Source organism: Paracoccus methylarcula (assembly GCF_003007735.2).
In the GTDB taxonomy this organism is placed as follows: Bacteria; Pseudomonadota; Alphaproteobacteria; order Rhodobacterales; family Rhodobacteraceae; genus Paracoccus; species Paracoccus methylarcula.
Map to the genome: position 1 here is coordinate 219587 of NZ_PXNQ02000007.1, position 14633 is coordinate 234219.

9 protein-coding genes and 1 pseudogene are annotated in these 14633 nt (G+C 66.4%); 9 read left to right on the forward strand and 1 reads right to left on the reverse strand.

Features of this window, described 5'->3' with window-relative positions; translation table 11 throughout:
• A pseudogene (hrpB, locus tag A7A09_RS12875) lies at window positions 1–2417 on the forward strand (ATP-dependent helicase HrpB).
• A gap of 85 nt (window positions 2418–2502) precedes the next feature.
• Here hrpB and A7A09_RS12880 read toward each other — a convergent pair.
• Window positions 2503–4236 (reverse strand): acyl-CoA dehydrogenase family protein, encoded by a 1734-nt coding sequence (locus A7A09_RS12880; RefSeq protein ID WP_106691772.1) that lies wholly within the window; start codon window positions 4234–4236, stop codon window positions 2503–2505.
• Between the two features lie 108 nt (window positions 4237–4344).
• Here A7A09_RS12880 and A7A09_RS12885 point away from each other — a divergent pair, with 108 nt between their 5' ends.
• From A7A09_RS12885 to A7A09_RS12920, 8 genes are all read left to right on the forward strand, one after another.
• Window positions 4345–5238, forward strand: coding sequence for a LysR family transcriptional regulator (locus A7A09_RS12885; RefSeq protein ID WP_106691773.1), 894 nt, complete (start codon window positions 4345–4347; stop codon window positions 5236–5238).
• A gap of 136 nt (window positions 5239–5374) precedes the next feature.
• Entirely contained in the window at window positions 5375–5743 is a 369-nt protein-coding gene (locus A7A09_RS12890; protein WP_106691774.1) for a Zn-ribbon domain-containing OB-fold protein, read from the forward strand.
• Complete coding sequence (locus A7A09_RS12895) at window positions 5743–6894, forward strand: thiolase family protein (protein ID WP_106691775.1); 1152 nt, start codon at window positions 5743–5745, stop codon at window positions 6892–6894. The genes A7A09_RS12890 and A7A09_RS12895 overlap by 1 nt, the downstream gene beginning before the upstream one ends.
• Window positions 6884–9001, forward strand: coding sequence for an acetate--CoA ligase family protein (locus tag A7A09_RS12900; RefSeq protein WP_106691776.1), 2118 nt, complete (start codon window positions 6884–6886; stop codon window positions 8999–9001). The genes A7A09_RS12895 and A7A09_RS12900 overlap by 11 nt, the downstream gene beginning before the upstream one ends.
• The gene (locus A7A09_RS12905; protein ID WP_106691777.1) at window positions 8991–9845 is read left to right on the forward strand and encodes a MaoC/PaaZ C-terminal domain-containing protein; all 855 of its coding nucleotides are present in this window, start codon (window positions 8991–8993) and stop codon (window positions 9843–9845) included. Before A7A09_RS12900 ends, A7A09_RS12905 begins: the two co-directional genes overlap by 11 nt.
• 12 nt (window positions 9846–9857) lie before the next feature.
• Window positions 9858–12131 (forward strand): acyl-CoA dehydrogenase family protein, encoded by a 2274-nt coding sequence (locus tag A7A09_RS12910; RefSeq protein WP_106691778.1) that lies wholly within the window; start codon window positions 9858–9860, stop codon window positions 12129–12131.
• A gap of 11 nt (window positions 12132–12142) precedes the next feature.
• Window positions 12143–13063: an SDR family NAD(P)-dependent oxidoreductase gene (locus A7A09_RS12915; RefSeq protein ID WP_106691779.1), complete on the forward strand. Its 921-nt coding sequence runs from the start codon at window positions 12143–12145 to the stop codon at window positions 13061–13063.
• Window positions 13064–13085: 22 nt separating this feature from the next.
• On the forward strand, window positions 13086–14519 hold the full coding sequence (locus A7A09_RS12920) for a hypothetical protein (protein WP_148043660.1): 1434 nt from the start codon (window positions 13086–13088) through the stop codon (window positions 14517–14519).
• The last annotated feature ends 114 nt before the right edge of the window (window positions 14520–14633 follow it).

Consider the following 14633-nt stretch of genomic DNA (forward strand, 5'->3'; position numbering starts at 1 on the left):
ATGCTTGAAAAGTTGCCCATAGACGATGCCATTCCCGCCCTGCGCGACACGATGTCAGCGCATGGCCGGGCGGTGCTGGTCGCGCGCCGGGGGCGGGCAAGACGACGCGGGTGCCACTGGCCCTGATGGATCAGACCCCTGGCAAGATCGTGATGCTGGAGCCACGGCGGCTGGCTGCACGGGCGGCGGCGGAACGGCTGGCCTCGGGATTGGGAGAAGAACCCGGCGGTCAGGTCGGCTATCGTATCCGGGGTGAAGCGGTGCCGGGCAGCCGGATCGAGGTCGTCACCGAGGGAATCCTGACCCGGATGATCCAGTCGGACCCCTCGCTGGAGGGCATCGGCTGCGTGATCTTCGATGAATTCCACGAACGCAGCCTGAATGCCGATCTGGGCCTTGCGCTGGTCTGGGAGGCGCGGGGCGCGCTGCGCGAGGATCTGGCGGTGCTGGTGATGTCGGCCACGCTGGAGGCGGAACCCGTCGCGGCACTATTGGACAATGCGCCGGTGCTGCGATCCGAGGGGCGGGCCTTCGAGGTCGAAACCCGATGGCTGGAGCGGCCCCTGCCTGCCCGTGCGCGGCTGGCCGACGAGGCGGTGCGGCTGATCCTGCGGGCCGAGGAGGAGACGCGCGAGACCGGCGGCACGGTCCTCGCCTTCCTGCCGGGAGAGGGAGAGATCCGGCGTGTGTCCGGCATGCTGGGGGCAACGGGTTGCGAGGTGCTGCCGCTTTACGGGGCGCTGGACGCCAGGGCGCAGCGGGCGGCGCTTGCCCCACCGGGGGACAGGCGGCGAATCGTGCTGGCGACGGCGATTGCCGAAACCTCGCTGACCATCCCCGAGGTGCGGGTGGTCGTGGATGCCGGCCGGGCGCGGCGTGCGCGTTTCGATCCCGGCAGCGGCATGTCCCGGTTGGTGACCGAGCGTGTCAGCCGCGCCGAGACGGACCAGCGCCGGGGGCGCGCGGGGCGTGTGGCGCCGGGTATCTGCTATCGCATGTGGGCGCGGGCCGAGGAGGGCGCGCTGCCCGCTTTCGCCCCGCCCGAGATCATGGTTGCCGATCTGGCCGGGCTGGCCTTGGAACTGGCCGCTTGGGGGGCGGAACCTGCCGATCTGGCCTTTCTGACGCCGCCGCCCGAAGCGGCCTTGACCGAGGCGCAGACATTGCTGACGGAACTCGGGGCGCTGGATCGGGCAGGGCGGATTACCGGCCACGGCAAGGCGCTGGCCCGGCTGCCCCTGCATCCGAGGCTGGCGCATATGCTGCTGCGTGCCGGACGCGGAGCGGCGGATCTGGCGGCGCTTTTGTCGGATCGCGATCCTCTGCGCGGCGCGCCCTCGGACCTGGCGCTGCGCCTGGCGGCGATCCGCGATCCCAGGGCATTTGCCGACCGCTATCCCCATGATCTGAACCGCCCCGCCCTGCAGCGCATCCGCGAGGAGTCGCGCAGGCTTCGGAAACTGGTTCCCGAGGCCGCGCCGATGACACCGGGGGCGATGGCGGCATTCGCCTATCCCGACCGGATAGGACTGCGCCGCAAGGGCGAGGCGCCGCGTTTCGTGCTGTCGGGGGGCAAGGGGGCGGCGCTGGACGAGGGCGATACCCTTGCCGGGCAACACCTGATCGTGGCGGTCGATCTGGACGGCGATCAGCGCGAGGCGCGGATCCGTATGGCCGCCGCGCTGGACGAGGCCGAATTGCGGGCGCTCTATGGTGAACAGATCCAAGGGGTGGCGATCTGCGAATGGTCCCGGCGCGAGGCCCGCGTATTGGCCCGTCGGCAAGAGCGGTTCGGGGCGTTGGTGCTGTCGGACCGGATCTGGAAGGACGCGCCGGAGGACGCCGTGGCGCGCGCGGCATTGGAAGGCTTGCGGCAGGACGGCTTGCCATGGACGTCCGCCGCCGCCCGCCTGCGCGCCCGCATCGCGCTGGTCGAGAGGCTGGGGCCGGTGGATGATGTCGGCCTGCTGGCCGATGGTGATTGGCTGCTGCCATGGCTGGGGCGGTGCAGGACGCTGGCCGATCTGCGCGCGCTGGATCTGACCGAACCCCTGAAGGCGCGGATAGGCTGGGACGGTCAGCAACGCCTTGCCGCGGAGATACCGGCGCATTTCACCACCCCGCTCGGGCGCAAGGTGCCGATCGATTACGATCACGAGACGCCTTCGATCGAGCTGCGCCTGCAGGAGCTTTTCGGCGTGACCCGTCATCCGGTGGTGGGCGGACGCCCGCTGCGCATCTCGCTCTTGTCGCCGGGGGGGAAGCCGGTGCAGGTGACGACGGACCTGCCCGGTTTCTGGGCGTCCTCCTATGATGATGTCCGCAAGGATATGCGTGGCCGCTATCCTCGCCACCCATGGCCGGAGGATCCGACCGAGGCCGCGCCGACCACGCGTGCCAAGCCGCGCGGGACGTAGAAGATGGGTTGGGTGCAGGCATAGCCGGACCTCCACCCGGAAGGAGGCGCGAATGGGTGCCGCCGCAATTCCGGTGACCTGACTGTCACCGCGTGACCTCTTCGAAAATATCCTCACCCGGTTCGGCGTCGAGCATGTCCAGCACCAGATCGTCCTCGCCTTCCGGCGCAGCCAGCGGGTCGCGCGGGTTCAGCTTGTGGCGCAGCACGGCCTGCGCCAGATGCAGGCGATCCGGGGCGCCCGCCGCGCCAAGCGATGTCAGCCGGGCGCTTTCCCATGCCATGATGCAGGCCGAAACGGCATTGTAGACTGCGCTTGCCGCCTGCCGGGTCTCGATCTCGCGGGCGGGATCACCCGCAACGCCTTGCAGCAGATCCGTAGCGCGGTGAAATGCCTCGCCAAAACCGGGCAGGGGACCCAGAACCGCCTCTGTTTCCCGGTTCAGACCCCCGATATAGGCGGCAAGCGCCGTCAGTGCATCCTCGCGCCGCGCCGCTCGGGCCACGTCCAGCGCGACGATATTGCTGGTGCCTTCCCATATCGATCCCAGATGGGCATCGCGCAGCACCCGCGCATCGGACCATTCCTCGATATAGCCGCAGCCGCCCCGCACCTCCATCGCATCCCCGGCCAGCTTGCGGGCATCGCGGCAGGTCCGGAACTTGATCAGCGGGGTCAGGATCCGCAGCACCCTGGCCATGGCGGCATCGCCCTTGTCGGAAGCCTCCAGCACCCGGGCGGTGTGGAACACCATCGCGCGGCCCTGTTCGGCGGTGACCAGCATCTTGGCAAGCTGGCGGCGCATCAGTGGCAGTTCGATCAGGCGCTTGCCGAAGGCGGTGCGGTTGCGGGCGATGAACAAGGCCTCGCCTGTCGAGCGCCGCATCAATCCGGCCGAGCGCACGCCATTGGCCAGCCGTGACATGTTGATCATGTCGGTCATCTGCCGGAAGCCCTGTCCCGGATCGCCGACCATATAGGCCGTGGCACCCTCCAGCGCGATCTCGCCGCTGGCCATCGACCGCGTGCCCAGCTTGTCCTTGAGGCGCAGGATACGATAGGCGTTGCGCTGCCCGTCGGGTAACTCGCGCGGCAGCAGGAACAGCGACAACCCGCGCGTGCCCGCCGCCCCGCCCTCGGGCCGGGCCAGAACCATCGCCAGCGCGGCATCGGGATTGGAACAGAACCACTTGTCGCCGTAAAGCCGCCATTCGCCATCGACCTGCCGCGCCTCGGTGTCGATCGCCCCCACATCCGAGCCCGCCACCTGTTCGGTCATGAACATCGCGCCCTGGAAAAGCTGATCCATGTCCTGGCTGGTCAGACGCTCGACATAGCGCGAGATCAGCTCGTCCGAGCCGAAGCGCAGCAAGGTGCGGGTCAGCGAGTCGGTCATCGACAGCGGGCAGCACAGCCCGAACTCGGCCTGCACGAACAGATAGACCAGCGCGTATTTCACCAGGGGCGGCAGCTTGCTGTCCGCGCCGAACACCCCGGCCCGATGCGACATTGCCGCCAGCCCGAAATCTCCGAAGGCGACCTGTTCCAGTTCCTCATAGGCCGGATGCTTGACGATCCTCTCATCCGGTGCACCGTTGCGGGCGCGGATATGCAGGACCGGAGGGTTCTTGTCGGCGCTCAGCGCCAGTTCTTCCAGCCTTTCGCCGACCAGCGCGCCCATCCGGTCCGCCTGAGCCTGCGCCAGCGAGGCCATATCGGGCGGCAGGTAGATGCGCAGCAGATCGGCCATCGCGGGATCGGCGCGAAAGGCGTTCATGCCGGAACTGTCGGGGATGTTCTGATGGATTTCCTTGGGCATGGGGCTCTCCGGGCTGATCTGTTCGGCAGGAGAAGGCCATATTCATGGATATGATTTCCAATACTATCGACCTATAATTCAATACATGTTTCCGAATGATTGAATGCCATGGCCATCACCTTTCGACAATTGCGCTATTTCCTCGTCCTCGCAGAAGAACTGCATTTCGGGCGCGCGGCGCAAAAGCTGCACATCTCGCAGCCGCCGCTGAGCGCCAGTCTCAAGCAGCTTGAAGAGACCCTTGGCTTCGCGCTGATGGAGCGTTCGCATAGGCTGGTGCGGCTTACCCCCGCCGGGGCCGTCTATGCCGAACATGCCCGGCGCATCCTGGGCCAGCTTGACGCGGCCGAGGCGCTGGCCGCGCAGGCGGCCAAGCAGGTCGCCGGCAAGGTCACCATCGGCTTCGTGCCCTCGATGCTGTTTCGCCGGCTGGCCGAGACATTGCGCGAGGTGCAGGACGCCTATCCCGAAATCGAGTTGCGCCTGCACGAGATGAACACCGCCCGGCAGGTCGAGGCGTTGCTTGCGCATCGAGTCGATCTCGGCTTCGTCCATTCCGTGCCGTTCCCTGAGACGATCACCGAACATGTGCTTGGCACCGAACGGATGCTGTGCTGCGTGCCGCGTGACCACCCCCTGGCGGGGCGCAGCCGGATACGGGTGTCCGATCTGGCGGGCGAACGGGTGCTGATCTTCGCGCGCGAATTCGCCCCGCATTTCCATGACAAGATCGCCACGCTTTTGCAGGCGGCGGATAACCGGCCTTTCGACGGCTATCGGATCCAGCACTGGTTTACCGTGGTGGCGCTGGTCGGTCAGGGGATGGGGATCTCGCTGGTTCCGCAATCGCTGGCCAGAAGCAGCTTTGCCAATGTGCGATATATCGAGATCGAGGAAGCGGCAGCCGAGCATCGGATCTCGCTGATCTGGAGGGATGAGAACCTCACCGACACGGCACGGCATTTCATCCGCTTCGTGACCGGGCAGGCGGATCAGTTCTGATTGTTCGCGCCGGGGCCTCGAAAGCCCCGCCCACAGGAAATGCCGATCCGGCATGGCTGAAATCATCAACATGCATTTGAACAATGGCCCGCCAGCGGACATCATCCCCATGACGAGATAAACCGGGGAGGAGAGCATGTCGCATGACGCGCTCGGGCCGCAAAAGGCATTCGAGGCCTATCTGGCCGACGGCAAATTCATGATCCAGAGATCGCGTTCGACCGGGACTTACCTGTTCTGGCCGCGGGTGATGGTGCCGGGTTCGGGCGAGGCTGATCTCGAATGGGTTCCCGCCAGCGGCATGGGCCGGGTCTATTCGATCACCGTCAATCGCAAGCGGGATGGCGATCACAACGTCGCGCTGATCGATCTTGACGAGGGACCGCGAATGATGGCGACCGTGGCGGGGGTTGAAACCATCGCCATCGGCGCCCGCGTGCGCGCTCGGATCGAGGCCGGGGAAACGCCGCGCGTGGTCTTTGATCCGGTCGGGGAGGACGCGTGATGGCTCATCCGATCAGGGGACGCACGGCGATTGTCGGCATGGCTACGGCGGGCATGGGCGAGGCTCCGGGCTATTCCGCCATCGAATTGCTGGGGCAGGCGACGCTCGGCGCGCTGAGCGATGCGGGTCTGAAGCTCTCGGATATCGACGGCATTTTCGCGGCCACCAGCGGACATGCCTTTCCAACCATGAGCGTGGCCGAATATCTGGGGGTGAAGCCGAAATTCTTCGACGGCACCAATATCGGCGGCTCCAGCTTCGAGATGCATCTTCTGCAGGCCTCGCTGGCCATCGAGGCCGGGCTCTGCGAGGTGGCGCTGATCTGCTATGGCTCGAACCAGCGCACCGCCGGGGGGCGGCTGGTCTCGATGTCCGAGCCGCAATGGCACGAGACCCCCTATGGACCGCGTCACCCGATCACTGCCTATGCGCTGGCGGCGGCACGGCATATGCATGAATACGGCACCAGCCGGGAACAACTGGCCGATGTTGCGGTGGCGGCGCGGCAATGGGCCAACCTGAACCCCGAGGCCTTTGCCCATGGCCCGCTGACACGCGAGGATGTGCTGGCCAGCCGGATGGTGTCCGATCCGCTGACCAAGGGGGATTGCTGCCTTGTCACCGACGGCGCGGCGGCCTGCATCCTCGTCAGCGCCGACAGGGCAAAGGATTTCCCGCAAAAGCCCGCCTATTTCCTTGGCGCGGCGGGGGCGAACTGGCACCGCTCGATCGTCGCGATGCCGGACCTGACCGTGACCGCGGCTTCTGAAAGCGGGCCCCGGGCGTTCGAGATGGCGGGCTTGCGGCACAGCGATGTCGATCTGCTGATGCTTTACGATGCCTTCACCATCAACACGATCCTGTTCCTGGAGGATCTCGGCTTCTGCCCAAAGGGCGAAGGCGGGCGTTTCGTCGAGGGCGGACGGATCGCGCCGGGAGGGGAACTGGCCGTGAATACCAATGGCGGCGGGCTGTCCTGCGTGCATCCCGGCATGTATGGCATGTTCCTGATCGCCGAGGCCGTCGCGCAGATCCGGGGACAGGCGGGCGAGCGTCAGCTTGAGCGCGCCGATATCGCCTTGCTGCATGGCAATGGCGGCACGCTCTCCAGCCAGGTCACGGCATTCCTTGGATCCGAAAATGCGATATGATTTCGGTGGCTTGTCGCGGCTTCTTGAACCGGATTCTGTCGCGATCATCGGCGCCTCCGCCGATCCGACCCGCATAGGTGGCAGACCGATCCGGGTCATGCTTCAAGGGGGCTTTCGCGGGCGCATCCTGCCGGTGAACCCCAAGCGCGACCGCGTGCAGGACCTGACCTGCTATCCCGATATTGCCGCCTTGCCCGAGGCGCCGGATGCCGCCATCGTCGCGGTTCCCGCCCATGCCGCCCTGGATGCCGTCGATGCCCTGGGCCAGCGCGGATGCAAGACGGTCACGATGTTCACTGCCGGTTTCGCGGAACTGGGCGAGGATGGGCGCAGGGAGCAAGAGCGTCTCGTCACGCTGGTTCGGCAGCATGGCATGCGCCTGTTGGGGCCGAATACGCTTGGATGCTGGAATGTGGATCTGGGCTATTTCGGCAGTTTCACCTCGTCGCTGGATCTGGGCTACCCGCTGCCGGGCAAGATCGGCATGGCCAGCCAGTCCGGCGCTTTCGGCACCCATGTCGCGGCGGTGGCGCGCAGGCGCGGGATCGGTGTGCCGGTCCTGGTCGCGACCGGGAACGAGGCCGATATCACGGTTGCCGATGCCATCGGCTGGATGGCCCAGAGCGACCGCATCGACGTGATCTGCGCCTATCAGGAAGGTTTCACCGATCCGGGCCGGATGCTCGCGGCCCTTGATGCCGCGCGGCAGGCGGGCAAGCCCGTGTTCATCCTGAAAAGCGGGCGCAGCGAGGTGGGGGGACGCGCCGCCGCCTCTCATACCGCCTCGCTGGCGGGTGACGATGCCGTCGCGGACGAGGTTCTGCGCGCGCATGGGACCATGCGTGTCAATGATACCGAGCAGATGCTGGACCTGGCCTATGTGGCGCGTAAGCGGATCTATCCCGTCGATAACAGCCTTGGCGTGATCACCGTCTCGGGCGGGGCGGGGATCGTTGCCAGCGACGAGGCCGAGCAGCAGGGCCTGCCGATGCCGCCCATGCCGCCCGAGGCGCAGGCCGAACTGCGCGCGCTTCTGCCCTTTTGCGCGCCCGCCAACCCGGTGGATTGCACGGCGCAGGCGCTGAACGACCTGAACCTGTTCAGGGCCTTCATCCATGCCGCGCTCGACAAGGGGGGTTACCGCTCGGTGATCTGCTTTGCCACCACCGTCGCGGGCAGCCCGGACATGGCGCCCCGGCTTCTGGAGGCGCTCTTGCCCCTGCGCGAGGAATTCCCCGACCGGCTGATCGTCATCTGCGCGGTCGCCCCGCCCGAGATCGTCGAACGCTATGAAAAGGCGGGCTTCCTGGTCTTCGAGGATCCAAGCCGCGCGACCCGTGCGCTGGCTGCGATGGGGCGGGTGGGCAAACTCCTGTCGGCAAGGGGCGCGCGGTTGGAAGCCCGGTCCGATATTCACCTGCCTTCGACCGCGCCCGACGAGTTCCAGTCCAAGGCGCTCTTGGCCAAGGCGGGCATCGCGGTTTCGCCTGAAAAGATGGTCCACAGCGCCGAAGAGGCGCGCGATGCCGCGACCGGGATCGGCTTTCCCGTGGTGATGAAGATCGTCTCGCCCGACATCCTGCATAAATCCGATATCGGCGGGGTTCGCCTGAACGTGACCTCTGCGGATGAGGCCGCATCCGTCCATGACGAGTTGCTTGCCGCCGCCCGCAAGCATCGCCCCGATGCAGGCATCAACGGGATACTGGTGGCGCAGCAGGTCAGCGGCGGGGTCGAGTGCTTCATGGGCATCAGCCGCGATCCTTCTTTCGGCCCCATCGCCGCTTTCGGGCTGGGCGGGATCTTTGTCGAGATCCTGCGCGACATCGCCCTGCGCCAATGCCCCTTCGATCAGGAAACCGCGCGCGAGATGATCCTGTCGATCCGCGGCGCTACGATCCTGACCGGCGCGCGTGGCCGCCCCCCGGCCGATCTGGACGCGCTGGCCCGCACGCTCTCTCGCCTGTCGCATTTCGCAGCCGGAGCCGGTCCGCGCCTGCTCTCGGTCGATCTCAACCCGGTCATGGCCTTGCCAGCGGGGCAGGGCGCCGTGGCGCTGGACGCGGTGATCGAATTGCAAGAGGAGGAACCCGCTCATGCCGATTGATCCCCAGCATCTGCTGAATTTTGACATCCCCGAGATCCGTCAGGATTATGGCCCCCGCGACTGCGCCTTTTACGCGCTGTCGATCGGGTTGGGGCAGGATCCGATGGACCCTGAGCAATTGCGCTTTGCCGGGGGACTGCCCGAGATCCCGCCCTTTCCGACCATGCCGCTGGTGCTGGGCCATCCCGGTTTCTGGCTGGTCGATCCGCGCACCGGGGTCGATGCCGTCAAGGTGGTGCATGGCGAGCAGGGCATCACCATCCATGAACCCCTGCCGCCATCGGGCAGTGTCACCGGCAAGACCCGTGTGACCGGGCTGATCGACAAGGGCGAGGGGCGCGGCGCGCTGATGTATTCCGAAAAGGAGCTGCGCGACACGGCGACCGGCAGGCTTCTGGCGACCACGACCAGCACTACCTTCCTGCGCGGCGATGGCGGTTTCGGCGGCCCGAACAGCCCGGCCAAACCCACCCATCACCTGCCCGAGACGGAACCGGATATCGTGATCGACAGCCCGACCCGGCCCGAGCAGGCGCTCTGGTATCGCTGGAACGGCGATGACAACCGGCTGCATCTTGACCCGGAAATCGCCGCGCAGGCGGGATTCCAGCGGCCGATCCTGCACGGGCTCTGTTCGCTCGGCGTGGCGGCCAAGGCGCTTTTGCAAGGGCTATGCAGCAATGATCCGGCGCGGTTCCGGGGGCTGGAGGCGCGCTTTACCGCGACGGTGACTCCGGGCGAGACATTGCGGACCGAGATCTGGAAGGACGGCTCTTTCCGGACCCGCGTGGTCGAACGCGACGTGATCGCCATCGGCAATGGCCGCTGCATATTCGTTAGCTGAGGAGATGCCCGGATGAGTCTTGCGGCACAGATCGAGGATGAAGAACGGCAGGACCAGATCCGCATGCTGATCGACAGCGCGGCGGGGATCGCCCCCCGGCAGGGCGATTTCTCGCGGTTGCGGGGTCTGCGCTTCACGCAGCCGGGGATCGACCGCGCCACCTGGTCGAGGATCGCGGAAATGGGCTGGCTCGGGTTGCGCCTGCCCGAGGATGCGGGCGGCGCGGGGCTCGGCGCGCTCGAATATGCCGCGCTTGCCTGCGAGGCAGGCGCAGCCCTGCTGCCCGAACCCCTTATCGAGGCGCAGCTTGCCATCGACATGATGGGCGCGGTGACCCCGCCAGCGGTGCTGACAGGGGACGAGATCATCCTGCCGGCATGGGCCTCTGTCCCCGATGGGCTGGATCCGGCAGGGGGCGTGCAGGTCGAGGGGGGCAATCGCCTGAACGGCGAAAAGCTTTTCGTGCCGATGGCCGAGGCCGCCGACCGTTTGCTGGTGACGACCGGTGAGGGCATGTTCCTCGTGGCGAGATCCGATGTGCAGGTCGACAGCAGGCCGACTCAGGATGGCGGGCATCTGGCGGTACTGCGGTTCCGGGACAGTCCCGCGACACCGGTTCCCGGATCGCCCGGCCCGGCACTGGAGGCAGCGGCGCTTGCGGTTTCGGCTTATCTGCTGGGCGCGATGGAGCGCAGCTTCGAAATCACGCTGGATTACCTGAAGACGCGGCGGCAATTCGGTCGCCCCATCGGCAGTTTCCAGGTGCTGCAGCACCGCACCGTTGATCTGAAGCTGCAGATCGAGATCACCCGCGCGGTCCTGCGTGATGCCTGCGTGGCGATGGATGACGGGCGAAACGTGGCGGCTGCGGTGTCGCGGCTCAAGGCGCGGGCCGCGGATGCCGCGATGCTGGTCACGCGTCAGGCGATCCAGTTGCACGGCGCGATAGGTTATACCGACGAGGCCGATATCGGCCTGTTCCTGCGCAAGGCGCTGACGATCGGCAATCGCTACGGGTCGCCCGATTGGCACCGCGCACGCCATGCCGAACTGACCGGAGATGACATCGCCGAAGGTCGTATCGCGCTTCGTCAGGATCCCGCGCCGCTGCCCGCCATCGAGCCCGAACCGCACCAGGACCTGAACCCGCTGCCAGACCTGGATTTCCGCGCCACCGTCCGGCGCTGGATCGAGGCCAATTACCCGCCGCATCTGCGCAACCCGCAACGCCGCCTGCATATTGCCGAGGGGCGGCCATGGTATGACGCGCTGTCCCGGCAGGGCTGGCTTGCCCCGAACTGGCCGCGTGAACATGGCGGCATGGGCCTGTCCCCCGCCAAGCATTTGATCCTGATCGAGGAGATGGAACGTCACGGTGCTGCCCGGCTGCCCGATCAGGGCATTACCATGGTCGGCCCGCTGCTGATCCGCCACGGCACCGAGGCGCAACGCGCCCATCACCTGCCGCGGATCCTGTCGGGCGAGATCATCTGGTGCCAGGGCTATTCGGAACCCGATGCGGGCTCGGATCTCGCGGCGCTGCGCACCAGTGCCATGCGCGAGGGCGATGAATGGGTGATCAACGGCCAGAAGATCTGGACGACGCTCGGCCTGGACGGCGACTGGATTTTCGTCCTTGCCCGCACCGACATGCAGGCGCCAAAGCAGAAGGGCATCAGCTTTTTCATCATGCCGGTCACCACAAAGGGGATCGAGATCCGCCCGATCCTCAATCTCGACCGCCATGACGAATTCTGCGAGGTGTTCTTCCGCGATGTCCGCATCCCCGCCGACTCGATCGTCGGAGAGGTCAACCAGGGCTGGACCATCGCCAAGAACCTGCTCGGCTTCGAGCGCATCTTCCTTGGCTCACCGTTTCAGGCCACCGGCGCGCTGGATCACCTGACGCGGCTGATCCGTCATCTGGGCCGCCAGGACGATCCCGCCATCCGGGTAATGCTGAACGAATTGCGGATGGAACTGGAGGATCACAAATCCCTCTACACGACCTTCGCCGATCAGGTCCGGCGCGGAGAAAGCCTTGGCCCCGATGTGTCGATGCTCAAGATCAACCTCTCGGCCCTGTATCAGAAGATCACCGACCGGATGATCGGGATCGCCGGTGAGCATGCCGCGCTGCTCGACCCGCTGCAGGATGATCGCAGTCTCTACCCGGCCAGTGCCTTCATCCAGGCGCGGCCTCATTCGATCTATGGCGGCTCATCCGAGATCCAGAAGAATATCGTGGCCAAGCAAGTGCTGGGCCTGAGCGAAACCATGCGCTGAAGGAGGAAAAGATGACAATCGACCTGGGGCTGAAGGACAAGGTGGCAATCGTGACCGGGGCGGGGGGCGGCATCGGCCGGGCCATAGCCGTGGAAATGGCCCGCGCGGGTGCCAAGATCGTCATCAACGATATCGGCGTCTCACTGGGCGGCGAGGGCGGCTCGGCCAGCCCGGCCGAGGAAACCAGGGCGATGATCGAGGCCGCCGGGGGCGAAGCCGCGATCAACACTGACAGCGTCGCCGATTGGGACAGCGCGCAAAAGATCGTGCAATGCGCGATGGACAGTTTCGGTCGTCTCGACGCGGTGGTGAACAATGCCGGTATCCTGCGCGACGCGATCTTTCACAAGATGGACCCGGCGGATTGGAAATCCGTCATCGACGTGCACCTGAACGGCAGCTTCTATGTCAGCCGCGCCGCCGCGCCGCTGTTCCGCGAACAGCATGGCGGTGCCTTCGTGCATATGACCTCGACCTCGGGGCTGATCGGCAATGTCGGGCAGGCCAATTACTCGGCGGCCAAGCTGGGCATCGCGGCGCTGTCGAAATCCATCGCTCTGGACATGAAACGCTATAATGTCCGCTCGAACTGCATCGCGCCTTTCGCATGGAGCCGGATGACCAGCTCGATCCCCGCCAATACGCCCGAGGAAAAGGCGCGGGTCGAAAAGCTGCAACGCATGACACCCGAGACCAACGCCCCGCTGGCGGTCTTCCTGGCGTCCGAGGCCGCGCGCGAGGTGACGGGCCAGATCTTTGCCGCCCGGCTGAACGAACTGTTCCTGTTCAACCAGCCCCGCCCGGTCCGCAGCGCCCATGCCGATGGCGGCTGGACGCCCGAAATGATCGCCGAGCGCGCCTTGCCCGCCTTTCGCGCCGGTTTCCAGCCGGTAGATGTCAGCGGCGATGTCTTCGCATGGGATCCGATGTGAGCCGGGGCGCGGAAAAGGTCTCGTGTCGGTAACTGCGGAACCGTCGCAGCGGAGTGTTTCCGCCTTGGCGGCACGGGGCTGCATCTGCCTTGTCATTGCCGTTTCGCTGATCGAGATCTTTGCTCCGCGCCCTCTGCTTGGGCTGATCGGCGGCGCGGCGCTGGTCGCGTATTTCCTGCTGTCATGGCGGCGGCTGACGCTGATCAGCGCGATTCCGATAACCCTGTCGCTGGTGATGCTGGTCCTGGCCGTGCTGCGCGATGTGCCGCTGGAAAGCTTCATTCATGCCTTCGAACGCGCCTGCTTCCTTGCTTCGCTGCTGGCCCTGCTGGGGATGCTGCGCGTTGCCGCTTCGGCCGCGCCCGAGATCGAGCGGGCAGGGCGCTATATCACCGCGCAGCCGCCCGGGCGGCGCTACCTGGCGCTGAATTTCGGCGGTCATGTCTTTGGCATGCTGATCAATCTTGGCGGAATGGCGATCCTGCTGGACATGGCGGCGCGGGCCATGGGCAGGGGATCGGCGCATCTGCCGCCCGATCTGCAGCGGCTGAAACTGCGCCGGATGACCCTGGCCGTGACGCGCGGATTCGGCCTTGTAGCGCTGTGGTCGCCGCTGGCCTTCTCGGTGAATTCGCTGCTGCTGTCGATGCCGGATCTGGATTACCTGGATGTCGGGCCGGTCGGCTTCGCGTTGTCCTTTGTTGTTGCCGGCTATGGCTGGCTCCTGGATCGCAGGCTGGCCCCGAAAGGGCGCAACCTGCCGCGGGGAACCGCCTCGCCCGATCCCGCCGACAGGGGGGCGGTCGGCCTGCTGCTGGCCCATCTGGGTGTGCTGGGCGGGGCCGTGATCGCGCTCAGCAGCCTTGCGCCGGTCAGTTTCCAGCAGGCCCTGCTGCTGGTGCTGCCAAGCTATGCCCTGCTGTGGATGGCCCGGACGGGGTGGCGGGCGACAGGGGGCGCGATACCCGCCACGGGCCGCATGATCCGGGACAGCCTGCGCAGTTTCGGCGCCGCGACATCCGAGCTTGGCGTCTTCGCCTCCGGTGGCTTGCTCTCGGTCCTGGTGATCTCGGTCCTGCCGGTCGAGGATATCCGGGTGCTGACGGGCGATCTTGGCATGACGCCGGTGGCAGCAGTCTGGGCGATCAGCCTGACGATGTTCCTGAGCGGCTGCATCGGCATCAACCCGATCATCTCGGCCTCGGTCCTGGGCAGCCTTGTCTCGCAGCTGGGTATCGCCGGGCTCGCCACCCCGGCGGCGGCCCTGACGCTGATGGGAACCTGGGCGGCGGTGATGTGCTTTTCACCCTTCATCACCACCGTCGCCTATGCCGGTGCGCTGATCGGGCAGTCGCCGGTGAGTGTCGGCATCCGCTGGAACTGGCCCTACAGCATCGGGCTGTTGTTGCTGTGGAATTGCGGCATGTCGCTGGCGGTGCATTTCGGGCTGCTCTGAGCCGTCATGGATCGGCCCGGATGAGGCGTGGTTGCGTCCTGCGTCCCGCGATGGCCGGGGGGCTTCGCGCCCCCCGGACCCCCCGCGGGATATTTGCGTGAAGAAGAAGGGCGC

Coding starts and splice junctions, on each gene's coding strand:
- A7A09_RS12880 (WP_106691772.1), bottom strand. CDS start 4,236: ATGCCCAAGGAAATCCATCAGAACATCCCCGACAGTTCCGGCATGAAC.
- A7A09_RS12885 (WP_106691773.1), top strand. CDS start 4,345: ATGGCCATCACCTTTCGACAATTGCGCTATTTCCTCGTCCTCGCAGAA.
- A7A09_RS12890 (WP_106691774.1), top strand. CDS start 5,375: ATGTCGCATGACGCGCTCGGGCCGCAAAAGGCATTCGAGGCCTATCTG.
- A7A09_RS12895 (WP_106691775.1), top strand. CDS start 5,743: ATGGCTCATCCGATCAGGGGACGCACGGCGATTGTCGGCATGGCTACG.
- A7A09_RS12900 (WP_106691776.1), top strand. CDS start 6,884: ATGCGATATGATTTCGGTGGCTTGTCGCGGCTTCTTGAACCGGATTCT.
- A7A09_RS12905 (WP_106691777.1), top strand. CDS start 8,991: ATGCCGATTGATCCCCAGCATCTGCTGAATTTTGACATCCCCGAGATC.
- A7A09_RS12910 (WP_106691778.1), top strand. CDS start 9,858: ATGAGTCTTGCGGCACAGATCGAGGATGAAGAACGGCAGGACCAGATC.
- A7A09_RS12915 (WP_106691779.1), top strand. CDS start 12,143: ATGACAATCGACCTGGGGCTGAAGGACAAGGTGGCAATCGTGACCGGG.